The organism is Occultella aeris, from assembly GCF_902703175.1.
Lineage (GTDB): Bacteria > Actinomycetota > Actinomycetes > Actinomycetales > Beutenbergiaceae > Occultella > Occultella aeris.
The window spans coordinates 74364-100272 of the sequence record NZ_CACRYJ010000071.1 but is presented as its reverse complement, the minus strand read 5'-3'; the positions used below and the strand labels follow the sequence as shown (position 1 = coordinate 100272).

The window sequence follows — 25909 nt, the reverse complement described above, 5'->3', positions numbered from 1 at the left end:
ATTCGACGAAGGCCCCACCATGACTGAATCCGTCCTGTCCTCCGACGTGCCCACGCACGCCCCCGACGCCTCTGACGCGCCCACCACGTTCGCCGACCTCGGCCTGCCCGCGGATCTGCTCGACGCGGTCTCGCGGATGGGTTTCACCACCCCGACCGACATCCAGGCCGCCGTGATCCCCGCGCTGCTGGCCGGCCGCGACGTCACCGGCGTGGCCCAGACCGGCACCGGCAAGACCGCCGCGTTCGGGCTGCCGCTGCTGGCGACGATCGACCCCGAGCAGCGCCGCGTGCAGGCGCTCGTGCTCACCCCGACCCGTGAGCTCGCCATGCAGGTCAGCGAGGCGATCGGCGCGATGGCCGCGGCGAGCCGCGGCGTGAACGTCCTGGCGATCTACGGCGGCTCCCCCTACGGCCCGCAGCTGCGCGGCATCCAGAACGGCGCCCAGGTCGTCGTCGGCACCCCGGGCCGCGTGATCGACATGCTCGAGCGCGGCGCCCTTGACCTCAGCGGACTGCGGTTCCTGGCCCTGGACGAGGCCGACGAGATGCTCCGGATGGGCTTCGCGGAGGATGTCGACCAGATCCTCACCCACGCGTCCTCCGACCGCCAGACGTCGCTGTTCTCGGCGACCATGCCGCCGGCGATCCGCAAGGTCGCCCGGACGCATATGAACGACCCGGTCGAGGTCGCCACCTCGCGCCAGTCCTCCACCACCGACACGATCACCCAGACGTTCGCCGTCGTGCCGTTCCGCCACAAGATCGGCGCGCTGGCCCGGGTGCTCGCCACCACCCCCGCCGAGGCGGCCCTGGTGTTCGTGCGTACTCGGGGCACCGCTGAGGACGTCGGCTCAGCGCTCATCGAGCGTGGCATCAACGCCGCCACCATCTCCGGTGACGTCGCCCAGCGGGAGCGGGAGCGGATCGTCGAGCGCCTGCGCAACGGCACTCTGAACGTGCTCGTCGCCACCGACGTGGCGGCCCGTGGCCTGGATGTGGACCGCATCGGCCTCGTCGTGAACTTCGACGTCCCCGGTGAGCCGGAGGCGTATGTGCACCGCATCGGCCGCACCGGCCGCGCCGGCCGCACCGGCATCGCCCTGACCTTCCTCACCCCGCGGGAGAAGGGACGCCTGCGCGCGATCGAGCGGGTCACCCGCACGCCACTGACCGAGGTCCCGATCCCGACCCCGGCGCAGGTCAGCGCCCACCGCGCGACCACCGTGCTCGAATCGGTGACCGACCGGATCGACAAGGGCCGGTTGGAGTCCTACCGGGAGCAGCTCGCCGAGTTCCTGCTCAACGCCGTGGACACCCCCGCCGGGGATCCGCTGGACGTCGCCTCGGCCCTGCTCGCGCTGGCGGTCGGGGACGCCGGGCCCAAGCCGTGGCGTGAGGGCGAGGAGAGCGCCGATTCCGAGTTCTCGGCCCGCTTTGACACCGAGCGCCCCGAGCGGGTTGCCCGGGGGGCGCACGAGGAGCGGCGCGTCCCGACCCGGCACCGCGCGTCCGGTGCGGGCACCGTGTACCGGGTGGCTGTCGGCCACACCCACGGGGCCCGCCCGCAGGACATCGTCGGTGCGATCACCGGTGAGGGCGGCCTGCGTGGCAGCGACCTCGGCAAGATCGACATCTTCAGCAGGTTCTCGCTCGTGGAGATCTCCGCGGACGTCTCCCCCGAGGCCTCCCGTCGGATCGGCAACGCGCGCGTCGCCGGCCAAGCCCTGAAGATCCGCCCGGACGAGGGCGGCCCGCGCCGCGGTCCTGGTGTCGGGGATGCCAAGGGGCACGTCGACAAGCCCCACACCGCTCGCGGCCAGTGGGACAAGCCCCGCTCGAGCAAGCCCTACCGGGACAAGCCGGCCGGCAAGTACAACGGCCAACGCCCCTCGCGCAGCGTTCCGCGCTGAGCGAACCCGAACGACTTGAAGGACCTCAGCACTCGCGTGCTGGGGTCCTTCCGTCGTAGGGGTCGCAGACAGGTATCGACTGGGTGCGCGGGCCACCAACCCTGACCGCACCGTGCCCGACCCGGCGTGCCACCACCGTTCCAGGAGATCTGCGGCGCTAGGAGGTCTGCGGGAGGATCACCGGCCAGCGGTCCTGCGCCGGCGGCGCCCAGGTCGCTGCGTCCGCGTCGACCTGGTCACCGGAGCGGATGTCCTTGACCTGGTCGGCGGCGCCGTCGACGCCCGGGAACCAGACGAACGGGATCGCACGGCGGTCCGCGTGGCGGATCTGCTTGCCGAACTTGGCCGCACTCGGGGCGACGTCGGCAGGTATGTCGCGCGCGCGCAGCGCCGCGGCGATACCGTCGGAAGCCCCGCGGTGTGCCTCATCCGCGACCGCGACGAGCACCGCCGTCGGGATCGCCCGGGTGGGCGACGACAGACCCGCGGCGAGCAGACGGGAGACCAGGCGGGACACCCCGATGGACAGGCCAACCCCCGGATAGGTGTGGCTGCCGTCAGAGGCGAGCGAGTCGTAGCGGCCGCCCGAGCAGATCGAGCCGAGCTGCTCGTGGCCGACGAGGGTGGTCTCGTAGACGCTGCCCGTGTAGTAGTCCAGGCCGCGGGCGATCTTCAGGTCCGCCACGACCACCCCCGGGGCTCGTGCGGCGGCGGTCTCGACGAGCCGGACCAGTTCGTCCAGACCCTCCTCGAGACGAGGTGTCCGCACGCCGAGGGCAAGCACCCGCTCGGCGACGGACGCATCGGTGCCGGTGATGGACGCCAGGGCCAGGCAGGCCCGGGCCTGCTCCTCGTTCGCCCCGTTGTCGCGCTGGAGTGCTTCGGCGACGGCGTCCGGGCCGATCTTGTCGAGCTTGTCGATCGTGCGCAGGACGCCCTCCACGTCGGCCAGACCGAGGCCCTCGTAGAAGCCCTGCGCGACCTTCCGGTTGTTCACCGAGATCCGCACTGGCGGCAGCCCGATCTCCTGCAGGGCAGCGAACGCTTCGGCGATCACGAGTGGGAGCTCCACCTCGAAGTGGAACGGGAGCTCCTCGGAACCGACGACGTCGATGTCCGCCTGGGTGAACTCGCGGAACCGGCCGTCCTGGGGCCGCTCGCCACGCCAGACCTTCTGGATCTGATAGCGCTTGAACGGGAAGGCGAGGTGCCCGGCGTTCTCGAGGACGTAGCGCGCGAACGGCACGGTCAGGTCGAAGTGCAGGCCGAGTGTCTTGTCACCGGCGACCTGCTGCTCGGGGCCGTCGTCCTGCAGGCGGCGCAGGAGATACACCTCCTTGGACGTCTCTCCCTTGCTCAGCAGCTGCTCGAGCGGCTCCACCGCACGCGTCTCGATCCCCACGAAGCCGTGCAGTTCGAAGACTTGCGCCACGGTGCGCAGGATGTGCGATTCGACGGCGCGGCCTTCGGGAAGCCACTCGGGAAATCCGGACAGGGGTGCGATTCGAGCCATGCCCCCATCATTCCATCGAGCGACGCACCGTGAGTTTGTGACCATCCCGTGACCGGCCGGAGGACCCCCACGGTCAGGGGCGTATGGCAGCCTTGCCTAGAATCGGGCACGTGCGCCACCTTCGGCGTCCCCGCGTGCGCGCGTGTCGGCGCGGGTTCGGGGTGTGAGTCCGCATCGTGGCCGTTGTCTGTTCCGAGGAGGAAATAGGTGTCCCCGAGTAAACGGGAACGCGAGTACGCGCGTCGTCGATACAACAAGCGTGCCGCAAAGTTGGCCAAGAACAACGCCGTCGCGCGGGAGCGGCGGATCGTCGCGACCGTGTCGGTGCTCGCACTCCTCGTGGCCGTCGCCGGGCTGTTCTTCTGGAACAGGCAGCTGGAGGCCGACCCCGCTGCCGACCCGGGCGCCAGCGACACTGCCACGGCACCCGGGAGCGAGTCACCTGCGACCGAGCCGGGTGCGCTGCCGACCACGAACCCGCAGACCTATCAGGCCCCGCCGCCGGCGGCCGACTCGCTGGACCAGGACTGGAACATCATCATCCACACCAACATGGGTGACATCGAGGCAACCCTGGACGGTGCGCTCGCGCCGCAGTCCGTGGCCTCCTTCATCATGCTGGCCTCCAACGGCTTCTACGACGGCACCGCCTGTCATCGCCTGCTGCCGGACTCGTTGCTGCAGTGCGGCGACCCGACGGCGACCGGTGGAGGCGGCCCCGGCTACTCCTTCGGTCCCATCGAGAACGCACCCGCGGACGACGTGTACCCCACCGGCACCATCGCGATGGCCCGGCAGGGTGGCAACGCCGAGAGTCAGGGTTCCCAGTTCTTCCTGGTGTTCAATGACGTCCCGCTGCCCTCCGACGCGGCCGGTGGCTACTCGGTCTTCGGCACCATCGACAGCGGCCTGGAGATCCTGCAGGCGATCGGTGCAGCCGGTACCGCCGACGGCTCCGGGGACGGACAACCGATCGAGAACGTCATCATCGAGAGCGTGGAGGTCCTGTGACCGAGCACCCGAACAACCCGGACCAACCGAACGAAGACGTGGAGATCCAGTTGTCGCAGGAGCAGACCGTGCCACCGACCGAAGCCATCGAGGCCGTGGCGACCGAAGCGTCGGCCGCCGAGGCTACCGAGGTGCACGCCGCCGAGGAAGTGGTGGCCGACGAGGCAGTAGCCGCCGAGGCACCTGCCGACGACGAGGCGCCTGTCGCCGACGAAGCAACCGCACCGGCCGTCGACGGATCGACTGGAACCACCGACGAACCTGCCGATGAGGCAGTGGCACCGGCAGCTGAAGTCGCTGCGAACGGCACTGACTCGGCCACCGGCGAAGAGTCGGACGCACCCGCCGCCGAGCCCACTGAGACGGCTGCTGCCGAGACGGTTGGCGCCGAGACGGCTGCTGCGGAGCCCACAGAGACGGCTGCCCACGAGCGCGCTGGCGTACCCGATCCAGCCGGGACGGAGAGCGGCGACGCACCCGCCGTCGAGTCGGAGGCACCCGCCGAACAGGCTGCAGCGGTGACAGGGTCCGACGACGCACCCGCCGAAGCGCCGGCTGCCGAACCCAGTGACGCTCCGAATGCCGAGGAGTCCGCGGCGACCGAGCCGGCCTCCCAGGAGGCGGCGACGCCCGCCGTCGAACAGACCGAGCCCGCGGTCGCACAGACCGAGACCGCGGGCAAGGCAGAGACCGCTGCACCGGCCCCGAAGCCGGTGCCGCGCCCGGGACCTCGGCCTGGCCCGGTACCGACGCCGGCGGTGCTCGCGCACACCACCCCCGCCGTCGTGCCCCCGGTCGCGGCGCCCGCGCCGGTCGACGCGAGCACCGAGGCCGGTCCCCCACTCGACCCGATCGAGGTCGCTGCGGCGGCCGAGTACGGCCGGGTCGACGCGGACGGCACGGTGCATGTGCGCGAAGGCGACGGCGAACGCGTCGTGGGGCAGTACCCCGGTGTCTCCGAGGAGGAGGCGCTCTCGCTGTACATCCGACGCTTCCTCGACCTGCAGGCCCAGGTCCGGCTGTTCGGCACCCGCCTGTCGACGCTGACCGTCAAGGACCTGGACAGCACCCTGGCCGGCCTGACCTCGCAGTTCGAGGACCCGGCCGTGGTCGGCGACCTCGACGGGCTCCGAGCGGAGCTGGAGGACCTGCGCGAGCAGGCCGCCGAGCGCCGCAAGGAGATCGCCGCCGAACGGGAGGCGGCCCGCGCGCAGGCCCTCGCCGAGCGCACGGTCATCGTGGAGCGCGCCGAGGAGATCGCCGGGGCGGACCCGGCCAGGGTGCAGTGGCGCCAGCAGGGCGAGGAACTGCGCAAGCTCCTCGACGAGTGGAAGCACGCACAGAAGACCGGCGTCCGGCTGGACCGCCCGTCCGAGGACGCGCTCTGGAAGCGGTTCTCGCACGCCCGGTCCCAGTTCGACCGGAACCGGCGCCAGTACTTCGCCGAGCTGGACAAGACGCACGGTCAGGTCAAGGCCACCAAGGAGCAGTTGATCGAGCGGGCCGAGGCACTCTCGGGCTCGACGGACTGGGGACCAACGGCCGCCGCGTACCGCGACCTGATGGACGAGTGGAAGCGGGCCGGCCGCGCCTCCCGCAAGGAGGACGACGCCCTGTGGGCGCGGTTCCGTGCCGCTCAGGACACGTTCTTCGAGGCACGCAACGCCCGCAACGCCGAGACGGACGCCGAGTTCGGCGAGAACCTGAAGGTGAAGCTCACGATCCTCACCGAGGCCGAGGGGATCCTGCCGGTCCGCGACCTGCGCTCCGCGAAGGCCAAGCTCCGGGACATCCAGGACCGCTGGGAGGCGGCCGGCAAGGTGCCTCGTGGCGACCTGCAGCGCGTCGAGGCACGGCTGCGGGCCGTCGAGGAGGCCATCCGGGACGCCGAGCAGCGGGAGTGGAAGACGTCCAACCCGCGGGTGCGTGCTCGCGCGGAAGGCGCCGCCGCCCAGCTCGAGGCCGCCATCGCGGGGCTCGAGGAGGACCTGGAGAAGGCGAAGGCCACAGGCGACGCCCGTCGCATCAAGGACGCCACCGAGGCCCTCGACGCCCGCAAGGCGTGGCTGGAGCAGGTGCTCCGCGCCGCGGACGACGCCCGCTGACGCATCCGTACGTGCGCCGCGGCGGTTCAGACCGTCGCGGCGCCGTGGGACTTGTCGGAGCGGGAACCGGTGAGCCGGTACACGTCGAAGACGCCATCGATGTTGCGCACCGCTCGGAGCACATGACCGAGGTGGGACGGCTCAGCCATCTCGAACACGAACCGGGACACGGCCACCCGGTCCCTCGACGTGGCGACGTTGGCGGACAGGATGTTCACATGGTTGTCCGAGAGCACCTTGGTCACGTCGGACAGCAGCCCATTGCGGTCCAGGGCCTCGACCTGGATCTGCACCAGGAACACGCTCTGCGCGTTCGGAGCCCAGTCCACATCGATCATCCGCTCCGGCTGGGCGCGTAGCCCATCGACGTTCGAGCAGTCCGCCCGGTGCACGGACACACCCGACCCGCGCGTGATGAAGCCGACGATCGGGTCGCCGGGCACCGGGGTGCAGCACCGGGCGAGCTTGGTCCACAGGTCCGTGTTCCCCATGCCCTTGACGATCACCCCGGGGTCACCGGAGCGGCTGCGCTGTGCCGGCTGGCCCGGGCGGGTCGCCTCCGCCTCGTCCTCTTCGGTGACCTCCTCGCCCCCGAGCGACGTGACGAGCTTCTGCACCACGTTCGACGCGGACACGTGCCCCTCGCCCACGGCCGCATAGAGTTCGCTGACGCCGGCGTATCGCAGCTCATCGGCGAGGGTGACCAGGGTCTCGTGGTTCAGCAGCCGCTGCATCGGCAGGTTCTGCTTGCGCATCGCCTTCGCGATGAGGTTGCGCCCGGAGTCGATGGCCTCCTCGCGCCGCTCCTTCGTGAACCAGGCCCGGATCTTGTTCCTGGCTCGAGGGCTCTTCACGAAGCTCAGCCAGTCCTGGCTCGGTCCGGCACCCTCGGCACGTGAGGTGAACACCTCGACGGTGTCACCGTTCTCGAGGGTCGACTCTAGGTTCACCAGGCGCCCGTTCACCCGCGCCCCGACGGTGCGGTGGCCGACCTCGGTGTGCACGGCGTAGGCGAAGTCCACGGGCGTGGATCCGGCAGGCAGCGCGAGGACGTCGCCCTTCGGTGTGAAGACGTACACCTCCGCGCCGGACATCTCGAACCGCAACGAATCGAGGAACTCCCCCGGGTCCGAGGTCTCCCGCTGCCAGTCCAGGAGCTGGCGCAGCCACGGCATCGCATCGGCGTCCGATTCGGTCCTGCCCTGCTTGCCGGTCTGCTTCGCCGTCTCCTTGTACTTCCAGTGCGCGGCCACGCCGTACTCGGCCCGCCGGTGCATGTCCATGCTGCGGATCTGGATCTCGACCGGCTTGCCGGTCGGCCCGATCACCGTGGTGTGCAGCGACTGGTACATGTTGAACTTCGGCATCGCGATGTAGTCCTTGAAGCGCCCGGCCACCGGGTTCCAGCGCGCATGGAGCGCACCGAGGGCGGCGTAGCAGTCCCGGACCGAGTCCACCAGGACGCGGACACCGACGAGGTCGTAGATGTCCGCGAAATCGCGGCCGCGGACGATCATCTTCTGGTAGATCGAGTAGTAGTGCTTGGGCCGGCCGGTGACGGTGGCCTTGATCTTCGCGGCCTTCAGGTCCGCCGTGACCTGCTCCCGGACGATCGCCAGGAACTCCTCCCGGGCCGGGGCCCGCTCGGCCACGAGATGGACGATCTCCTCGTACACCTTCGGGTACAGGGTGGCGAAGGACAGGTCCTCGAGCTCCCACTTGATGGTGTTCATGCCCAGTCGGTGGGCCAGTGGGGCGTAGATCTCGAGCGTCTCGCGGGCCTTGCGGGACGCGGAGTTCGCCGACACGTACTTCCAGGTGCGCGCGTTGTGCAGCCGGTCGGCGAGCTTGATCACCAGCACCCGGATGTCGCGGGCCATCGCGATCACCATCTTGCGGACGGTCTCGGCCTGCGCGGCCTCACCGTAGGTGACCTTGTCGAGCTTCGTGACGCCGTCGACGAGGACGGCGATCTCGTCGCCGAAGTCGGCGCGGAGCGCATCGAGGCTGTAGCTGGTGTCCTCGACGGTGTCGTGCAGCAGTGCCGCCGCCAGCGTTGGCGGGGTCATGCCGAGTTCGGCAAGGATCGTGGCGACGGCGACCGGATGCGTGATGTAGGGATCGCCGCTCTTGCGGGACTGCCCCTTGTGGGCACGTTCGGCCACCCGGTATGCGCGTTCGAGCAGCGCTGTGTCCGCCTTCGGATGGTTGCTGCGCACCACCTGGATGAGAGGTTCGATCGCCGGCGCGGTGGAGTGCCCGCGCGATCCCAGGCGGACCAGACGCGATCGCATCCGGGATCCGGGCACGACCGGATCGCCACCCTGATCCCGGCTACCGGGGTCGGGTGTGGTCCCGACGGCGACGTCCTCGCTCATCCAGCCATGCTACGACCTGCACGGCTCAGTAGCTGACCAGGGCGTGCATCGGGCGGTCGGGCAGGCGGTCCCGACCGCCCAGCTCCAGGAGTTCGATGAGGAACCCGATGCCGGTCACCTTCGTGCCCGCCTCCTCCAGCAGCCGGCACGCGGCCGCTGCGGTGCCACCGGTGGCGAGCACGTCATCGATCAGCACCACCCGCGCACCGGGCGTGAGCCCGGCCGGGGAGACCTCGATCTCCGCGCTGCCGTACTCGAGGTCGTACGCGGTGCGTAACGTGGGCGGGGGCAGCTTGCCGACCTTACGGACCGCGACGACACCGACGCCGAGCACGGCCGCGAGCGGCGCCGCGAGCAGGAACCCGCGGGCCTCGATACCCGCCACGACGTCCACCTCGCCGCCGAACACGTCGGCGAGGTGACCGACCACCGCCGAGAACGCGGTGCCGTCGGCAAGCAGCGGGGTGATGTCCCGGAACAGCACCCCGGGCTCCGGGAAGTCGGGCACGTCGCGGACCTTCTCCGTGATCAGGCCGTGCAGCCCCGCGGAGATCATCCGTGGCGTCATCGCTTGGTCTTGCGCCGTGGCTGTGCACCCTGCCCGAGGTGCCGCCCGGCCACCAGGCCGCCGGCCCGTGCCTCCGCGAGCACCTCGTCGGCCGTGAGACCGTCCTCCTCGGCCTCGGCAACGCGACGTTCCCGTAGTTCGAGCACCTTCGCCGTGTGTGCCGCGATCTTCGGGTCACGCTGCCGCAGCACCACCTCCATCGGGGTGGCGATGAAGATCGAGGACAGCGTGGACAGGAGCATCCCGATGAACAGGGCGAGCGCGATGTCGCGCAGGGTGCCGGCACCGAGCAGGAAGGCTCCGACGAACAGGATCGACGCGACCGGCAGCAACCCGACCACCGAGGTGTTGATGGACCGCACCAGGGTCTGGTTGACGGCCAGGTTCGCCGCCTCGGCGTAGGTGTAGCGGCTCTGATCGAGGACACCCTCGGTGTTCTCCCGGACCTTGTCGAAGACCACCACCGTGTCGTAGAGCGAGTACCCGAGAATCGTCAGGAACCCGATCACGCTCGCCGGGGTGACCTCGAACCCGACCCCGGAGTACAGCCCGATCGTCACGATGAGGTCGTGCAGCAGCGCGATGAGTGCGGCGATCGCCATAGACCATCGGCGGAAGTACAGGGCCATCACGAGGGTGACCAGGACCAGGAAGATGACCAGCCCCTGGACCGCCTTCGAGGTCACGTCCGCGCCCCAGGACGGGCCCACGAACGAGGACGTCACGTCCGCCGTCGGGACGTCGTACGCCTCGGCCAGGAGGTCGGCGAGCTCGTCGGTCTCGGCGTCGGTGAGTTCCTCGGTCTGCACACGGATCGCCGACGAACCGACCGTGGAGACCCGTGCGACCTGCTCGCTGTTGACCTCGGCGAGTGCGTCGTGGGCGAGCTGCGGGTCCGGGTTGGAGATCCCGGAGACTGTGAACTCCGAGCCGCCCCGGAATTCGATCCCGGGGTTGATCCCACGGATGCCGACGAGCAGCCCGGAGAGGATGATCAGGCCGATCCCGATGGCGAACCAGCGCCGACGGTTGCCGACGATGTCGAACGAGCGCTTGCCGGAGTAGAGCTCGTTACCGAACTTGGCGAAGTTCATCATCACTTCTCACCGTCCTTGGCCGAAGTGGAGGTGACGCTCTCGGACCCGCCGCCGGGATCGTCCGGGGAGTCCTCCGCGGGTTCGGGCGATGCCGCAGACCCCGCAGAAGCCGCGGACTCGGCGTCGCGGCGCCTTCGCTCGGCGATCGTGAGCCGCTCCTCGGGGCTGCGGAACCGGCCCCGGCCCTTGTATGCGGAGACGGTGGCGCCGAGGTGCTCCGGGTCGAGACCGGAAAGCCGGTGTCCCTCCCCGAAGAACTTCGTGCGGGTCAGCAGCTGCACCATCGGGTGCGTGAACAGCACGACCACCACGAGGTCGATGATCGTGGTGAGGCCGAGGGTGAACGCGAACCCGCGGACCCCGCCGACGGCCAGGAAGTACAGCACCACGGCGGCGAGCAGGTTCACGGCGTCGGACGCCAGGATGGTCCGTCGGGCCCGCTTCCAGCCCTCCTCGACGGCTGCGTCGAGGCGCCGGCCCTCGCGGACCTCGTCACGGATACGTTCGAAGTACACGATGAACGAGTCGGCGGTGATGCCGATGGCCACGATGAGACCGGCCACGCCGGGCAGGGACAGCCGGTACCCCTGGACCCAGGACAGCAGTGCGATCACCCCGTACACCAGGGAACCGGCGACGACGAGGCTGGCCACCGTGACGATGGCGAGCCCGCGGTACTGGAACAGCGAGTAGATGACCACCAGGATCAGCCCGATGAGACCGGCGAGCAGCCCCCGCTCGAGCTGCTCCGTGCCAAGGGTCGCGGAGATCTGCTCCTCGCTCTGCACCTCGAAGGTAATCGGCAGGGCACCGAAGTTGAGCTGGTTCGCCAGTGCGGTGGCCTCGTCCCGGGTGAACGGGTTGGCGGTGCTTCCGCTGATCTGGGCCTCACCGTTCGGGATCTGCGCGGTCACGCTCGGCGCCGAGATCACCAGACCGTCCAGCACCATCGCGAACCGGTTGGTCCCGTTCGCCTGCAGTTCCGGCGAGGCGAGGCGCTCGGTGACGGCGGCGAAGGTCTCGCCACCCTCGGAGGTGAACTCGATGTTGACGACGTAGTCGTTGGTGACGGTGCCGGACTCGGTGACCTGGAGGCCGGAGCTGGCGGAGGAGATCTCGGTGCCGGCGATCTCCATCGGGCCGAGGATGTACTTCGCGGTGCCGTCGTCGGCGCAGGACACGAGCGGTGCGTCGGGGTCGTCGCCGCCACCGCCGACCAGGTTCGCCGGGTCGGTGCAGTCGAGCATGTAGAAGTCATACGTGATCTGCTCGGTGATCCACGCCTGGTCGCTCGCACTGGTCGGCTCGGTGGCGGGCTCGTTCGAGAGCACCCCGTCGCCGTTGGCGTCGGAGGCCGCCATCGCCGCAGCCTCGATCTCCTCCGGGGTGTAGGTGGTGGCCGTGGGCTCCTCGGCCGGTTCCTCCGTGGCGCCCTCGACGGGCTGCTCGGTCGTGGGATCGTCGCTCGGCGGCGTGGTCTCGGCCCCGACCGTCCCGCGGACGGCGCCGTCCGCGGCGGGCTCGGTGGTCTCCTCCGTGGCCGGGTCCGATGCGGGGTCCGTCGCTTCCGGATCGGCGTTCGGATCGACGGCGTTCGGATCGACGGCGTTCGGGTCCTGCTCCGCAGCCTCGAGCTGGGCGGGGTCGATCTGCCCCGGGCCGGCCTCGACGAGCACCGGCCGGAACCGCATCTGGGCGCTGCGACGGACCAGGTCGAGAGTCTCCTCGGACGGTGTGCCGGGCAGCGCGACGACGATGTTCTGGCCGCCCTGGCTGGTGATCTCCGCTTCGGCCACACCGGAGGCGTCGACGCGTTGCCGGATGATGCGGATGGCCTCGTTGACCTGGTCGGCTGTGATCGGGTCGCCGTCCTCGGTCTTCGGGGTGAGGATCAGCTGCGTCCCGCCCTCGAGGTCGAGCGCGAGGTTCGGCGTCCACGTCGCGTCGGACCACTTCGTGCCGGCGGCGACCGAGCCGAACACGATCGCGATCAGCACCGCCAGGAACGTCAGCGTGCGCAGCGGACGAACGGCAGGCTTCTTAGGTGTTGCCAACGAGGTCTTCTTCCGTGTGGGCGCGCGTCAGCGCCACAAGATGGGCGGAACGTGGGCGAGCGTTACGGCTTCTCGCCGTCCCGGTAGGGCTTCTTCAGGTCGTCGTCGGAGAGGAAGCCGGTCGGTCGGTCCCCGGACGCCGTGGCCGACGGCGTCCCTTCCGACTGCTCTGGCGCGGCGGTCTCGCCGTCGTCGGTGTCATCGGTGACTTCGTCGCTGAACTCCTCGTCGGCCTCCGTCGGCTCGACGAGCTTCGCGATGGCCGCGCGCACGAACCGCAGCTCGGTGCCGGGAGTGGTCGCGATCGTGATCAGGTCGCCCTCGACGTGCGTGACGGTGCCCACCAGACCACCGATGGTCTGGACCTCCTGGCCCGGCACGAGCGAGTCCCGGAACGAGAGCTTGCGCTGCTGCTGCTTCTTCGCGCGGCTGTTCATCCAGAACAGGCCGACGATCGCAACGCCGAGCACAATGAGCAGGATCGGGCTCTGACCATCCATGAGGAATTACTCCAAGATCGAGGGGGTTCGCCCGATTCTAGGCGACAAGACTGAAGGCACCAACCATCCGCCGCCAGCAATCCGGGGGCCACACCGCGTGGGTACGGTCAGTCCCAGAGCATGCCGGACTGGTTCGGGGGCGTCAGGCCGAGATGGGCGAACGCCGCCGCCGTGGCGACCCGGCCCCGCGGAGTGCGGGCCATGAGGCCCTCTCGGACCAGGAACGGCTCGACCACGGTCTCCACGGTCTCGGGCTCCTCCCCGACGGCGACCGCCAGCGTGGTCAGCCCGGCCGGCCCACCGTTGAACCGCTCGCACAGGGCCCGCATGACGGACCGGTCCAGCCGGTCCAGCCCGAGTTCGTCCACCTCGAACACCTTGAGGGCGGCCATCGCGGCCGCGTGGTCGAGCGCACCGGTGCCGCGCACCTGCGCCCAGTCCTGAACCCGGCGCAGGAGCCGGTTCGCGATCCGGGGTGTGCCGCGGGACCGCTTGGCGATCTCCGCGGCCGCGGACTCGGCGAGCTCGGCGCCCAACAGCCGGGCCGAACGGCGTAGGACCGACTCCAGTTCCGCCGTCGAATAGAAGTCCATGTGGGCAGTGAAACCGAACCGGTCGCGCAGCGGTGCGGGCAACAGCCCCGAACGAGTGGTCGCGCCCACGACGGTGAACCGGGGCAGCGACAACGGGATCGCCGTGGCGCCCGGCCCTTTGCCGACCACCACGTCCACCCGGAAGTCCTCCATGGCCAGGTACAGCATCTCCTCGGCGGGCCGGGCGAGCCGGTGGATCTCGTCGATGAAGAGGACGTCGCCCTCCTGGAGCGCGGACAGGATCGCGGCGAGGTCCCCGGCGTGCTGCACCGCTGGTCCCGACGTGAGCCGCAGGGCGCCATCGACCTCGGCGGCGATGATCATCGCGAGCGTCGTCTTGCCAAGTCCCGGCGGGCCGGCGAGCAGGACGTGGTCCGGGGTCCGGCCGCGAGCGTTGGCCGCGTCGAGCACGAGCGAGAGCTGGTCGCGGACCACCGGCTGGCCGATGAACTCCGCGAGCCGCCGTGGGCGCAGGGCCGCCTCGGCGGCGCGGTCCAGCTCGTCCGCCTCCGCAGCGAGCAGGTGCTCGCCGAGCTTGTCCTGCTCGGGGTGCTCAGCCACGTGCACTCCCGCCGAGGTGCTGCAGGGCCGCTCGCAACACCGCACCGGTGTCCGCGGCATTCAGGTCCCCCTCGGCCAGTACCTTGTCCACGGCGGCCTCGGCCTGCTTCGCCGCCCAGCCGAGACCGACCAGTGCCGCCACCACGTCCGCCTGTGACCCGGCCGGGGTCGGGGCCGGGCGGGCACCCTCCTCGATCGCGGGTCCGAGCCGGTCGCCGAGTTCCAGGACGATCCGCCGGGCGCCCTTGTCCCCGATCCCGGGCACCCGGGTCAGCGCTTTGAAGTCCTCACCGGCGACCGCGCGGCGCAGTCCGTTCGGCGTGTGTACAGCGAGCATCGCCAGGGCCAGCCGAGGGCCGACGCCGCTCACGGTCTGCAGCAGTTCGAAGACGTCCCGCTCCTCGTCGTCGGCGAAGCCGAACAGGGTCATCGAGTCCTCACGGACCACGAGCGTGGTGGCCAGCTTGACCTCGGCACCATCACGCAGCGTCGCGAGCGTGCCTGGGGTCGCGTGGATCCGGTACCCCAGTCCCCCGGCCTCGAGGACCGCCGCATCCAGCCCGACGTGCTCGACCCGACCTCGCACCGACGCGATCACCGACTACGACCTCCCGCTTGAACGAACATCCGTACGACCACCCAGCGTATCTGAGCGCCGCGTGCGCCTACCCGCGACCCGCCGGGCGGGCGGTCACCCGCTGCGTCCTGCCCCCGGTGCGGGCGGCCGCCTCCGCGCGGGCCCAGGCCTGTTGGGCGGGCGTCTGCCGGCCGCCCTGAGCGCCGTGCACCTGCCCGACGGCGTGGGCTCGCCAGGCGTGCGTGATCGCCAGGGCCAGGGCGTCCGCCGCGTCCGCCGGCTGGGGCCGCTGCTCGAGACCGAGGATGCGGCGCACCATCTCCTGCACCTGAGCCTTGTCCGCCCGGCCGTTGCCGGTGACGGCGGCCTTCACCTCGCTCGGGGTGTGCAGGGCGACCGGGACCCCGGCCCGTGTGGCCGCGACCATGGCCAGACCGGCCACCTGGGCCGTGCCGGTCACGGTGCGGACGTTCTGCTGGGCGAACACCCGCTCCACCGCGACCGCGTCCGGCTCGAGCCGGCGGATCCACGCCTCCAGCTCGTCCGCGATGTGCAGCAACCGCTGCGCCGGGTCCTCGTCGGCCCCGGTCCGGGCCACGCCGACATCCACCAGCCGCAGGCTCCGGCCCCGACCGGCCTCGACGAGGCCGAGGCCGCAGCGGGTCAGGCCCGGGTCGACCCCAAGGATGCGGAAGCTCACCCCGTTACTCTCGCACCGCCGTCGGACATGGCGCGGTAGCGCCACGCACAACCCGCCGTGCATCAGCCCGAGGTTGGGCGGGGGTCAGTCGTTCTCGAGCTCGGCCATGACCTCGTCGGAGGCGTCGAAGTTCGCGAACACGTTCTGCACGTCGTCGCTCTCCTCGAGGGCATCGATCAGGCGCAGCACCTTGCGCGCGCCGTCGGCGTCCACCTCGATCTGGGTGGCCGGCACGAACTGGGCCTCGGCGGAGTCGTAGTCGATCTCGGCCCCCTGCAGGGCGGTGCGGACGGCCACCAGGTCGGTCGCCTCGCTGATCACCTCGAACGCCTCACCGAGGTCGTTGACCTCCTCGGCGCCGGCGTCCAGGACCGTCTCGAGGACGTCGTCCTCGCCCAGCTCACCGGACTTCGGCACGAGCACCACACCCTTGCGGGTGAACAGGTAGGACACGCTGCCCGGGTCCGCGAGCGATCCGCCGTTGCGGGTGAAGGCGACGCGCACATCGGAGGCCGCGCGGTTGCGGTTGTCGGTCAGGCACTCGACCAGGACCGCGACGCCGCCGGGACCGTAGCCCTCGTACATGATGGTCTGGTAGTCGGCGCCGCCGGCCTCGAGGCCGGAGCCACGCTTGACGGCGCGGTCGATGTTGTCGTTCGGGACCGAGGACTTCTTCGCCTTCTGGATGGCATCGAAGAGGGTCGGGTTGCCCGCGGGGTCCCCGCCGCCGGTGCGCGCAGCGACCTCGACGTTCTTGACGAGCTTCGCGAACAACTGGCCCCGCTTGGCGTCGATCGCGGCCTTCTTGTGCTTGGTCGTCGCCCACTTTGAGTGACCGGACATGTCCCTACCCTCTTCTCGTTACCCGTGCTGCTTCCAGGTCCGCCGCGGCGGACTCCTCGCGACGGCGGTGCGCGAGCACCAGGTCGACGAAGGCCCGGTGGACCCGATGGTCCGATCCGATCTCCGGGTGGAAGGCCGTGGCCATCAGCACCCCCTGGCGTACGGCGACGATCCTACCCGCCGCCGGCCCGGACCTCACCGTGGCCAGGATCTCGACGTCCGGCCCGACCTCCTCGACCCAGGGCGCCCGGATGAAGATCGCGTGCAAGGGCGGGTCGCCCTCCCCGGCCCCGAGCAGCGGGGCGTCCAGGTCCTCCTCGAAGGAGTCGACCTGCCGCCCGAACGCGTTCCGGCGGACCGTCACGTCGAGGCCACCGACCGTGCCCTGCCCACCGGCGCCGTCCAGGATCCGGTCGGCGAGCAGGATCATCCCGGCGCAGGAGCCGTACACAGGCAGGCCGTCGGCGATCCGCGCACGGAGCGGCTCGTACAGCTCGAAGACCTTCAGGAGCCGGTCCATCGTGGTCGACTCCCCACCGGGGATCACCAGGCCCTCGACGGCGGCGAGCTCACTGCGCCGGCGCACCGGCACCACCTCGGCGCCGCTCGCCCGGAGGGCGTGGGTGTGCTCGCGGACATCCCCCTGCAGGGCCAGGACGCCGATCAGCGGGCCGCTCATTCGGACACCTCGCCCAGGTGCCGAACGGTCCCGTCCCACCCGTCGAGCAGCGAGCGGGTCACCTCGACCAGTTCCGCGGGGAAGACCTCGACCGTGACCTCCGCCAGGGCGTCCAGGTCCCACCACCGCATCTCGTCGACGAAGTCCCGCTCGATCTCGGTCCAGCCGGCCTCGCTCAGTTCCCCGGGCGAGGAGATCCGAGCCACGAAGAACTCCTCGTCCTGCCGGACGTCTCGGGCGAAGAAGTCGAAGACGGCGGACCGGGTCAGCACCGGGCCGACCAGGGCGTCGGGGTCCACGCTCAGCCCGGTCTCCTCTACGACCTCACGCACGGCCGCCTCGCGGGAGCTCTCCCCCGTGTCGATCCCGCCGCCGACGGTGAACCACCAGGACCGCTCGGGCTGGTCGACGTCGTGACCGCGCACGAGCAGGAGCCGATCCGCGTGGTCCAGCAGGAGCACCCGGGCGGCCTTGCGGAAGTACCGGCCGTCAGGGCCGAGACGCCACTCCGGGCCGAGGTCGTTCACCAACCGCGCTCGGCGAGCCGGTGCGGCACCGGGATGTCGTCGACGTTGATGCCGACCATCGCCTCGCCCAGCCCGCGGGAGACCTTCGCGATGACGTCGGGGTCGTCGTAGAACGTGGTGGCCTTGACGATGGCCGCGGCGCGCTGCTCGGGGTTGCCGGACTTGAAGATCCCGGACCCGACGAACACGCCCTCGGCGCCGAGCTGCATCATCATCGCCGCGTCCGCGGGGGTCGCGATGCCCCCGGCGGTGAACACCACGACCGGCAGCTTGCCGTTCGCGGCGACCTCCTTGACGAGGTCGTACGGCGCCTGCAGCTCCTTGGCGGCCAGGTACAGCTCGTCCTCGGGCAGCGAGGTCAGGCGGCGGATCTCGTCGCGGATGGTTCGCATGTGGGTGGTCGCGTTGGAGACGTCGCCGGTGCCGGCCTCGCCCTTGGAGCGGATCATCGCCGCACCCTCGGTGATCCGGCGCAGCGCCTCGCCGAGGTTGGTGGCACCGCACACGAACGGGACCGTGAACTGCCACTTGTCGATGTGGTGGGAGTAGTCCGCCGGGGTGAGCACCTCGGACTCGTCGATGTAGTCCACGCCGAGGCTCTGCAGCACCTGCGCCTCGACGAAGTGGCCGATCCGGGCCTTGGCCATCACCGGGATGGACACGGTCTCGATGATCGAGTCGATCATGTCCGGGTCGCTCATCCGGGACACGCCGCCCTGGGCGCGGATGTCCGCCGGGACCCGCTCGAGGGCCATCACGGCGACCGCGCCGGCGTCCTCGGCGATCTTCGCCTGGTCGGCGGTCACCACGTCCATGATGACGCCGCCCTTGAGCATCTCCGCCATGCCGCGCTTCACGCGGGCGGTGCCGACCTCGGGGGCTGCGGCGGTGGGCTCGGAGTGCGCTGACTGGGACTGCTCGGACACGTTGACCTCTGATCGAAGGTTGGGTGGGGGCGTGAGCCACCAGTTTAGTCCGCGGACCGGCTCAGGCGGGACCGACGCCGCGGGCGTTGGTGGTGAACACGTGCCGGTCGCGCTGGACCATGTTCAGCAGCTCGTGCTCGCTCTGGGAGGCGCGCAGGTCCGCGCGTCCGGTCAGGACCCGTTGGCGCAGGTACGCCAACGAGGTCGCGTCGCGCTGGAACGAGCGCATCGCCTCCTTGGCCCGCTCGCCGTACCCGTCGGACCAGGTCCTGGCCTGCCCGCGCATCCGCAGCGAGGAGAGCATCTCAACCTCGTGCGGGGCGAACCAGCCCGCCTGGGCGTACTCGGACAGGCGCGCCCGGATGACGTCGGCCTCCTGTCTTCGCAGCCAGGCCAGCAGCACGACGGTGGCGATGAACAGCGGCACCTGGATCACGAGGTAGAGCAGCACGAAGTTGTTGCCGAGGCTGGCGCTGCCGTTCCAGAGGGCGTGCAGCCCCATCGCGCCGACGAGGCCGACCGGGAAAGCGAACACGACGACGCTGGCCCGGCTCGACCGGGCCGCCATGCCGAGCGCGATACCGACGCAGGAGGTGAACAGGGCGTGCGCGAACGGCGAGAAGATGCCGCGGAGCACGAAGACGGTCCAGACCTCGTCGGCGTTCTGGGAGAAGTACAGGATGTTCTCGGTGAACGCGAACCCGGCGGCCACGGTCGCGGCGTACACGACGCCGTCGACCGGTCCGTCGAAGTGCTGCCGCCGGAACAGGAAGATCAGCAGCACTCCGATTCCCTTGACCAGTTCCTCGACCACCGGGGCCACCACCACTGCGCCGAGGGTGTTGGCTCCCTGCGCGTCGAGCGTCTGCTCGTAGATCCACTGGATGATCGCGGTGTTGATCAGCAGCGCGCTGAGCACGGACACCCCGGCGCCCCAGAGCAGCGCGAGGACGAGCATCCCCTTCGGCTCCGGCTCCCACCGGTCCAGCCAGCGCACCCCGAGCAGCACGATCGTGAGCGGGATGAGCGCCAGGAAGAACGCCGCCGTGGTCTTCCCGACCCCGGTCTGGTACATGATGATGATGAGCGCGATGACCAGCGTGACAGCGCCGAGGGAGTACCCGATCACGTTGAACAGGTGCCGGTTGCTGCGCCGCTGACCGGGCGCCCAGACCTGCTCGATCGGACCGGTCGTGTTCGGCGGCGGGGCCACCGCGGCGTTCATGGTGCCCCAGTCCGCCGGCGACGGCGCGAACCCGCCCGGGCGGTACGCCGTCGGGTAGGCCTGCCGCTGCGGCTGCTGGGCCGTCGGGCCGTTCCCGCTCGGGCCGCTCGGGTAGCCGTACTGGTTCGACATGGCCCCAACCTTAGGGCCTGGCACTCTCCGCCTGGACGGTCAGCGCATCGTCCATCTCGAAGGTCTGGGGCAGCTCGGCCCGGCCGGCAAGGTGGAACGTGCGCACGAGCGTGCTGTCCCGCATGGCGATGATCTGGACCACGGCATCGTTGTGGAACCGGCGGGCCAGCTGCACCCGGTAGTTCGCCTGGGCGAGCCGCTCGAGCAGGTCCCGGCCGCCGGGCTCGGCGGCGAGGTGCGCCTGGTCCTGGCCGCCACCGAGAGCTGCGCGCAGGGCCTGGGTCAGTTCGCTCTCCGCCTGGCCGCGGGTGTCGTCGGTGCTGGCGGGGTCGCCGGCGTCGTCGCCGACGAGGCGTCTCGCCTCCACGGCGGCGCGCCACGCGGCGTCCCCGACGATCAGGGCGCTGGCGGCGTCCAGGACCCCCGATTCCGCCAGGGCGACGGCCACCTCCGCGCGCCGCACCAGTTGGGCGTCCAAGGTGGCACGCGAGGAGAGCTCGCGCTGGTGCAGCCGGTCCAGCCGCTGGGCGATCCGCCAGAGCAGGAATCCAGCCAGCGCCAGGGCGGCGATGACGACCAGCGTGATCTCGGCGCCGCTCATCGGCCCTCACCCCGCCCGAACAGGCGGCCCAGGAGCGAGCGCGGTTCCGCGGTCTGGTGCTCGGTCACCATCGCGTACACGTCGAGGATCCGGGCCGCCACCCGGTCCCAGTCGAAACGCCGGACGGCGGTGCGTGCGTAGGCACGTCGTCGCTCCATCTCCGCGGGGTCGGCGAGGGCACCGATGATCGTGCTGGCCAGCGAGTCCGGGTCGCCCGTGGTGAACAGGAAGCCGGAGCCCCCGTCGTCGAGGACCCGGCGGAACGCGGGCAGGTCGCTTGCCACCACAGAAGCCCCGGCGCTCATGGCCTCGACGAGTACGATGCCGAAGCTCTCCCCACCGAGCTGCGGCGCCACGTAGAGGTCGGTGGCGGCGAGCATGGACGCCTTCTCGGCGTCCGTGATCGGGCCGAGTTCCTCAAGGGCGTCGGCCCGGTCCGCCAGGAGCTGCCGGGCTTCGGACATGTCTCCCTTGCCGGCGATCAGGAACCGGGCGCCGGGATGGGCGTCCAGGATCGCCGGCGCGGCGGCGGCGAGGACCGCCAGCCCCTTCCGGGGCTCGTCGAGCCGGCCGAGGAAGGCGATGGTCGGTGCCTGCGGCGTGCCGCGCCACCTCTCGGCGGGCTCGGCGGTGGCGAACACCTGCGTGTACACGCCGTTCGGGATGACGACGGCGTCGCCGCCCATGTGCTCGACGATGGTGCGCCGCGCGTCCTCGGACACCGCGATCCGGGCGCTGATCCGCTCCAGCCCTGGCCGTGCCAGCGGGTACCCGAGCTGCATCGCCCGGGAGCGGAGCTGGGCGCTGTGGAAGGTGGCGACCACCGGGGCCTCGGACTGCATCAGGGCGATCAGTCCCACCGACGGCGCGAGCGGCTCGTGGATGTGCACCACGTCGAAGTTCCCGGCAGCCAGCCAGGACCGGGTCTTCGCCGCGACGACCGGCCCGAACGAGAGCCGGGCCACCGAGCCGTTGTACCGGACCGGCAGCGCCCCGCCGACGGAGACGAGGTAGTCCGGGACCGGGGTGTCCTCGTCCGCGGGCGCCAGGACGGACACCTCGTGACCCAGTTCGAGGAACTTCTCGGCAAGGTCACGGATGTGGAACTGCACGCCGCCCGGCGCGTCGAAGGAGTACGGGCAGACCAGGCCGATCCTCACGGCGCCTGCTCCACGCTCGCGCGGGCCAGCCGGTCCGGGTCCAGGTCCGCGGTGAACACCTTCTGCAGCATGTGCCAGTCCTGCGGGTGCTCCCGCACCCGCGCCGCCCAGACGTCGAACCAGAGCTGGGTGAGCACCTGGGTGCGCTCCTCCCGGGCCGCACCGCCAGAACCTTGGCGCGCGCCGCCGTCGGGCAGGTCGACGAAGTCGCAGAACTCGATGACGATGCCCCACGGGCTGCGCGCGGTCCGCCTGCGGGCCCCGGACAGTCGCTCGTAGTGGATGAACACCGGGGACAGTGCCGACCGGGAGGCCATCGCGAGGGCCGCGGGGCCCGGGGCCACCCGCATCGGGACGTCGCCGAGAAGTACCTCCACGCCGGACCGGGACAGGTCCCGGTCCGCCAGCAGCGGGATCAGGGCCGGATCGCGGGCCTCGGAGATCAGCCGCCGGAACACCCCGGAGCCGCGCTCGTAGGGCACGATGACCATGCCAAGGCCCTCCCGGAACGCGAGGAACTCCCGGAACAGCTCCTCCGGCTCGAGTTTCTCGGCGACGGTCACCACCCGGCCGACGTGCTCCTGCGCCCAGGCGCCGGCGAGGTCCCAGTTGCCGGCGTGGCCGAGCGCCATCACCACCGAACCGCCACCCTGCACGTGCTCACGGACCGCGTCGGCACCGATGGCCCGCACCCGGGCGTCCCGCTCCGCTGCGGTCATCGACGGCAGTTGGAACGACTCGCAGTAATACCGCATGTATGAACGCATCCCGGCGCGGGACAGCCGGCGCAACGCCCGGGCGTCCGCCTCGGGCCGCACCCGGGCGAGGTTCGCCTCGAGCTGACGCACCCCGCCGATCCGGGCGGTGTGCGCACCGATGGCGATCACGTCGAAGACGCCGCGAGCCAGGGATCGGGGCATCCTCCCGACAACCTTCCACGCGATCTGGAACGCCTTGGCGGGGTCCGGTCGCCTCATGCTTGCGATCCTCCCCCGTCGCGGCCCGCGGCGTCGCGCTGCGCCGCGTCGCGCGCGTCGGCCTGCCGGTACACCGTGGCGGTGCGTTGGCCGACCGTGTAGAGACTGGCCAGGGCGAGCAGGCAGAGCGCGAGGACGAGCACCGCGGTCGGGGCGCCGAGCCCGACGGCGAGGGTCGCCACGAGCGCGACGATGAGCCGGTCCGCGCGTTCGGCGAGGCCGACCTTGGCGGTGAAGTCGAGCCCCTCCGCGCGAGCCCGGGCGTAGGACACCAGGCTGCCCAGGATCAGGCATGCGAGGGCGGCGATGATGCCGGGCATCCGCCAGTCGCCGTCGGGCGCGTTCACGAAGTACAGGATCAGGCCGGCGAAGATCGCCGAGTCCGAGATCCGGTCCATCGTGGAGTCGAGGTAGGCACCGAACTGGCTGGTCCGCCCGATCTGGCGCGCCATCAGACCGTCGACGGAGTCGGTGAGCACGAGGATCCCGGTGATCAGGGCGCCGGCCACCAGGTACCCCTGCGGGAAAAGGATCAGCGCTGCCGAGGAGACGGCCACCGTCCCCGCGACAGTGACCGCGTCCGGGCTGACGTGCAGGCGGACCAGCAGCCGCGCGACGGGCCCGAACACGACCGAGCTGAAGCCGCGGCCGCGGCTACCGAGCACCATCGGAACTCCCCCAGGCGGCCGCGAGCTCGGCGCGGGTGTCGGCGAGCAACTCCGGGAGGGCCTTCGTGCGGCCCACGATCGGAAGGAAGTTGGCGTCCCCGGACCAGCGGGGCACGACGTGCTGGTGCGCGTGCGCGGCCACCCCGGCGCCGGCGGCAGAACCCTGGTTCATGCCGAGGTTGAACCCGTCCGGGTGCTTGGCCGCAGTGAGCGCGTGGATCGAGGCCACCACCAGGTCGTCAAGCTCGTGCCGTTCTGCCGTGGTCAGGTCCACCAGGTCGGCCACGTGCCGGTACGGGCAGACCAGCAGGTGCCCGGAGTTGTACGGGTAGAGGTTCAGCAGCACGTACCCGGTCTCGCCCCGGTGGACGATCAGGGCCTCGTCGTCGGCCCGCTTCGGCGCGGCACAGAACGGGCAGTCCCCGGCGGCGTCGGAGACAGGCTTGGACTCCCCACCGATGTAGGCCATCCGGTGTGGGGTCCAGAGCCGCTGGTAGCCGTCCGGCTCGCCCGGGTGAGCGCCGGCATCCTCGACGTCAGGCGCCACGTCAGACCTGGACCCGCTGCCGGATCGCGTCGGTGATCAGCGAGATCGCCTCCGGCACTGGCACCCCGTTGCGCTGGCTGCCGTCCCGGTACCGGAACGAGACCGCACCGGCCTCGGCGTCCTCACCGCCGGCGATCAGAACGAACGGCACCTTGTCCTTGGTGGCGGTGCGGATCTTCTTGTTGAACCGGTCGTCGCCGGCGTCCACCTCGGCGCGCACGCCGGCGGTGCGCAACTGGGCGACGACGTCGGCGAGGTAGTCGTTGAACGGTTCCGCCACCGGGACCGCGACCACCTGCACGGGGGCGAGCCACGGGGGGAAGGCGCCGGCATAGTGCTCCAGAAGCACACCGAAAAACCGCTCGATGGATCCGAAAAGGGCTCGGTGGATCATCACGGGCCGCTGCCGGCTGCCGTCGCTCGCGGTGTACTCGAGCTCGAACAGCTCCGGCTCGAAGAAGTCGAGCTGGATCGTGGAGAGCTGCCAGGTGCGCCCGATCGCGTCCTTGGCCTGCACGGAGATCTTCGGCCCGTAGAACGCGGCGCCGCCCGGGTCCGGCACGAGCTCGAGCCCCGAGTCTCCTGCGACCTCCTCGAGGACCCGGGTCGCCTCCTCCCAGGTGGCCTCGTCCCCGACGGACTTCTCCGGGTCCCGGGTGGACAGCTCCAGGTAGAAGTCGTCCAGGCCGTAGTCCTTGAGCAGGTCGAGCACGAAGGACAGCAGCGACGCGAGCTCGTCGCGCATCTGCTCACGGGTGGTGTAGATATGCGCATCGTCCTGGGTGAACCCGCGGGCACGGGTCAGTCCGTGCACCACGCCGGACTTCTCGTACCGGTACACGTGCCCGAACTCGAACAGCCGCAGCGGCAGCTCGCGGTAGGAGCGGCCCCGGGCGCTGAACACCAGATTGTGCATCGGGCAGTTCATCGGCTTCAGGTAGTAGTCCTGGCCGGCCCGGGTCACCTCGCCGTCGGCGTCGCGCACCTCGTCCAGGTGCATCGGCGGGTACATCCCCTCGGCGTACCAGTCCAGGTGCCTCGAGGTCTGGAACAGTTTCGCCTTGGTGATGTGCGGGGTGTTCACGAAGGAGTACCCGGCCTCGATGTGCCGGCGACGCGAGTAGTCCTCCATCTCCATCCGGATCATCGCACCCTTGGGGTGGAACACCGGGAGCCCCGAGCCGACCTCCTCGGGGAAGGAGAACAGGTCCATCTCCGCGCCGAGCTTGCGGTGATCTCGGCGCTCGGCCTCGGCGAGCCGCTCCTTGTACGCGACGAGCTCGTCCTTCGTGGGCCAGGCGGTGCCGTAGATGCGCTGGAGCTGCGGGTTCTTCTCGCTGCCGCGCCAGTACGCGGCAGCGCTGCGCATCAGGGAGAAGCCGTTGCCGATCAGCCGGGTGGAGGGCAGGTGCGGGCCGCGGCAGAGGTCCTTCCACGCGGTCGCACCGTCGCGGCGCAGGTTGTCGTAGATGGTGAGCTCGCCGGCACCGACCTCGGCCCCCGCGCCCTCGGCGGCTGCGGACGCGTCCGCGCCGGAACCCTTCAGACCGATCAACTCGAGCTTGTACGGCTCGGCGGCGAGCTCGGCGCGCGCCTCGTCATCGCTGACCACCCGACGACGGAAGGTCTGGCCCTCCTTGATGATCCGCTGCATGGCCTTCTCGAGCGCCTTGAGGGAGTCGGGAGTGAACGGTTCCGCCACCTCGAAGTCGTAGTAGAAGCCGTCGGTGATCGGCGGGCCGATGCCGAGCTTGGCGTCCGGGTTCACCTGCTGCACCGCCTGGGCGAGCACGTGCGCAGCGGAGTGCCGCAGGATGCTCAGCCCGTCCGGGCTGTCGATCGTCACCGCCTCGACGGCGGCGGCACCGTCGAGCGCGACCGCGAGGTCACGTAGCTCGCCGTCCACGCGGACGGCGACGACGTTGCGCTGCTCGGCGTACAGGTCGCTCGCCGTGGTGCCGACCTCGACAGAGCGTTCGACACCATCGATGAGCAGGTTCAGGTCGGGCACGTTGTGGCTCCAAGCGGGCATGGGTGAGGCGATGAACTGACGGC

General features: G+C 70.7%; 23 protein-coding genes. 3 read left to right on the top strand and 20 right to left on the bottom strand.

Annotation, left to right across the window (positions count from 1 at the left end; genetic code table 11):
• Positions 1–19 precede the first annotated feature (19 nt).
• Positions 20–1912, top strand: a complete 1893-nt coding sequence (locus HALOF300_RS26090; RefSeq protein WP_156743798.1) for a DEAD/DEAH box helicase — start codon at positions 20–22, stop codon at positions 1910–1912.
• Between the two features lie 157 nt (positions 1913–2069).
• Here HALOF300_RS26090 and hisS read toward each other — a convergent pair whose 3' ends face one another.
• Positions 2070–3425 carry a histidine--tRNA ligase gene (gene hisS / locus HALOF300_RS26085; protein ID WP_156743797.1) on the bottom strand — a complete coding sequence of 452 codons (1356 nt, stop codon included), beginning with the start codon at positions 3423–3425 and terminating at the stop codon, positions 2070–2072.
• 207 nt (positions 3426–3632) lie between these two features.
• Here hisS and HALOF300_RS26080 point away from each other — a divergent pair, with 207 nt between their 5' ends.
• Positions 3633–4436 carry a peptidylprolyl isomerase gene (locus HALOF300_RS26080; RefSeq protein WP_156743796.1) on the top strand — a complete coding sequence of 268 codons (804 nt, stop codon included), beginning with the start codon at positions 3633–3635 and terminating at the stop codon, positions 4434–4436.
• Entirely contained in the window at positions 4433–6541 is a 2109-nt protein-coding gene (locus tag HALOF300_RS26075; RefSeq protein WP_231955792.1) for a DUF349 domain-containing protein, read from the top strand. Before HALOF300_RS26080 ends, HALOF300_RS26075 begins: the two co-directional genes overlap by 4 nt.
• A 26-nt stretch (positions 6542–6567) precedes the next feature.
• On the opposite strand, the gene HALOF300_RS26070 is transcribed toward HALOF300_RS26075, so the two are convergent.
• From HALOF300_RS26070 to thrS, 19 genes are all read right to left on the bottom strand, one after another.
• Complete coding sequence (locus HALOF300_RS26070) at positions 6568–8919, bottom strand: RelA/SpoT family protein (RefSeq protein ID WP_156743795.1); 2352 nt, start codon at positions 8917–8919, stop codon at positions 6568–6570.
• A gap of 25 nt (positions 8920–8944) precedes the next feature.
• A complete protein-coding gene (locus HALOF300_RS26065) occupies positions 8945–9487 on the bottom strand; it encodes an adenine phosphoribosyltransferase (protein WP_154794266.1) in 543 nt (180 codons plus the stop codon).
• Positions 9484–10581 carry a protein translocase subunit SecF gene (gene secF / locus HALOF300_RS26060; RefSeq protein ID WP_408637049.1) on the bottom strand — a complete coding sequence of 366 codons (1098 nt, stop codon included), beginning with the start codon at positions 10579–10581 and terminating at the stop codon, positions 9484–9486. Before secF ends, HALOF300_RS26065 begins: the two co-directional genes overlap by 4 nt.
• Before the next feature lie 2 nt (positions 10582–10583).
• On the bottom strand, positions 10584–12638 hold the full coding sequence (gene secD / locus HALOF300_RS26055) for a protein translocase subunit SecD (protein WP_156743793.1): 2055 nt from the start codon (positions 12636–12638) through the stop codon (positions 10584–10586).
• A gap of 62 nt (positions 12639–12700) precedes the next feature.
• Positions 12701–13138 (bottom strand): preprotein translocase subunit YajC, encoded by a 438-nt coding sequence (gene yajC / locus HALOF300_RS26050; RefSeq protein ID WP_156743792.1) that lies wholly within the window; start codon positions 13136–13138, stop codon positions 12701–12703.
• A gap of 107 nt (positions 13139–13245) precedes the next feature.
• Positions 13246–14292: a Holliday junction branch migration DNA helicase RuvB gene (gene ruvB, locus HALOF300_RS26045; RefSeq protein WP_231955791.1), complete on the bottom strand. Its 1047-nt coding sequence runs from the start codon at positions 14290–14292 to the stop codon at positions 13246–13248.
• Entirely contained in the window at positions 14285–14890 is a 606-nt protein-coding gene (ruvA, locus tag HALOF300_RS26040; protein WP_156743790.1) for a Holliday junction branch migration protein RuvA, read from the bottom strand. The genes ruvB and ruvA overlap by 8 nt, the downstream gene beginning before the upstream one ends.
• Before the next feature lie 67 nt (positions 14891–14957).
• Positions 14958–15569 carry a crossover junction endodeoxyribonuclease RuvC gene (gene ruvC / locus HALOF300_RS26035; RefSeq protein WP_231955790.1) on the bottom strand — a complete coding sequence of 204 codons (612 nt, stop codon included), beginning with the start codon at positions 15567–15569 and terminating at the stop codon, positions 14958–14960.
• Between the two features lie 84 nt (positions 15570–15653).
• The gene (locus tag HALOF300_RS26030) at positions 15654–16412 is read right to left on the bottom strand and encodes a YebC/PmpR family DNA-binding transcriptional regulator (RefSeq protein ID WP_154794273.1); all 759 of its coding nucleotides are present in this window, start codon (positions 16410–16412) and stop codon (positions 15654–15656) included.
• A 4-nt stretch (positions 16413–16416) separates the two neighbouring features.
• Positions 16417–17091 carry a pyridoxal 5'-phosphate synthase glutaminase subunit PdxT gene (pdxT, locus tag HALOF300_RS26025; RefSeq protein WP_156743788.1) on the bottom strand — a complete coding sequence of 225 codons (675 nt, stop codon included), beginning with the start codon at positions 17089–17091 and terminating at the stop codon, positions 16417–16419.
• Complete coding sequence (locus tag HALOF300_RS26020; RefSeq protein WP_231955789.1) at positions 17088–17618, bottom strand: NUDIX hydrolase; 531 nt, start codon at positions 17616–17618, stop codon at positions 17088–17090. Before HALOF300_RS26020 ends, pdxT begins: the two co-directional genes overlap by 4 nt.
• Positions 17615–18544, bottom strand: coding sequence for a pyridoxal 5'-phosphate synthase lyase subunit PdxS (pdxS, locus tag HALOF300_RS26015; RefSeq protein ID WP_156743786.1), 930 nt, complete (start codon positions 18542–18544; stop codon positions 17615–17617). The genes HALOF300_RS26020 and pdxS overlap by 4 nt, the downstream gene beginning before the upstream one ends.
• A 61-nt stretch (positions 18545–18605) precedes the next feature.
• Positions 18606–19901 (bottom strand): PrsW family intramembrane metalloprotease, encoded by a 1296-nt coding sequence (locus HALOF300_RS26010; protein ID WP_156743785.1) that lies wholly within the window; start codon positions 19899–19901, stop codon positions 18606–18608.
• Positions 19902–19911: 10 nt separating this feature from the next.
• Entirely contained in the window at positions 19912–20502 is a 591-nt protein-coding gene (locus HALOF300_RS26005; protein WP_156743784.1) for a LemA family protein, read from the bottom strand.
• Positions 20499–21662, bottom strand: a complete 1164-nt coding sequence (locus HALOF300_RS26000; protein WP_156743783.1) for a glycosyltransferase family 4 protein — start codon at positions 21660–21662, stop codon at positions 20499–20501. Before HALOF300_RS26000 ends, HALOF300_RS26005 begins: the two co-directional genes overlap by 4 nt.
• Complete coding sequence (locus HALOF300_RS25995) at positions 21659–22639, bottom strand: phosphatidylinositol mannoside acyltransferase (RefSeq protein ID WP_156743782.1); 981 nt, start codon at positions 22637–22639, stop codon at positions 21659–21661. The genes HALOF300_RS26000 and HALOF300_RS25995 overlap by 4 nt, the downstream gene beginning before the upstream one ends.
• Positions 22636–23307: a phosphatidylinositol phosphate synthase gene (gene pgsA, locus HALOF300_RS25990; protein WP_156743781.1), complete on the bottom strand. Its 672-nt coding sequence runs from the start codon at positions 23305–23307 to the stop codon at positions 22636–22638. Before pgsA ends, HALOF300_RS25995 begins: the two co-directional genes overlap by 4 nt.
• On the bottom strand, positions 23294–23854 hold the full coding sequence (locus HALOF300_RS25985) for an HIT family protein (protein WP_231955788.1): 561 nt from the start codon (positions 23852–23854) through the stop codon (positions 23294–23296). The genes pgsA and HALOF300_RS25985 overlap by 14 nt, the downstream gene beginning before the upstream one ends.
• A gap of 1 nt (position 23855) precedes the next feature.
• Complete coding sequence (gene thrS / locus HALOF300_RS25980) at positions 23856–25886, bottom strand: threonine--tRNA ligase (RefSeq protein WP_408637047.1); 2031 nt, start codon at positions 25884–25886, stop codon at positions 23856–23858.
• Positions 25887–25909: the final 23 nt, after the last annotated feature.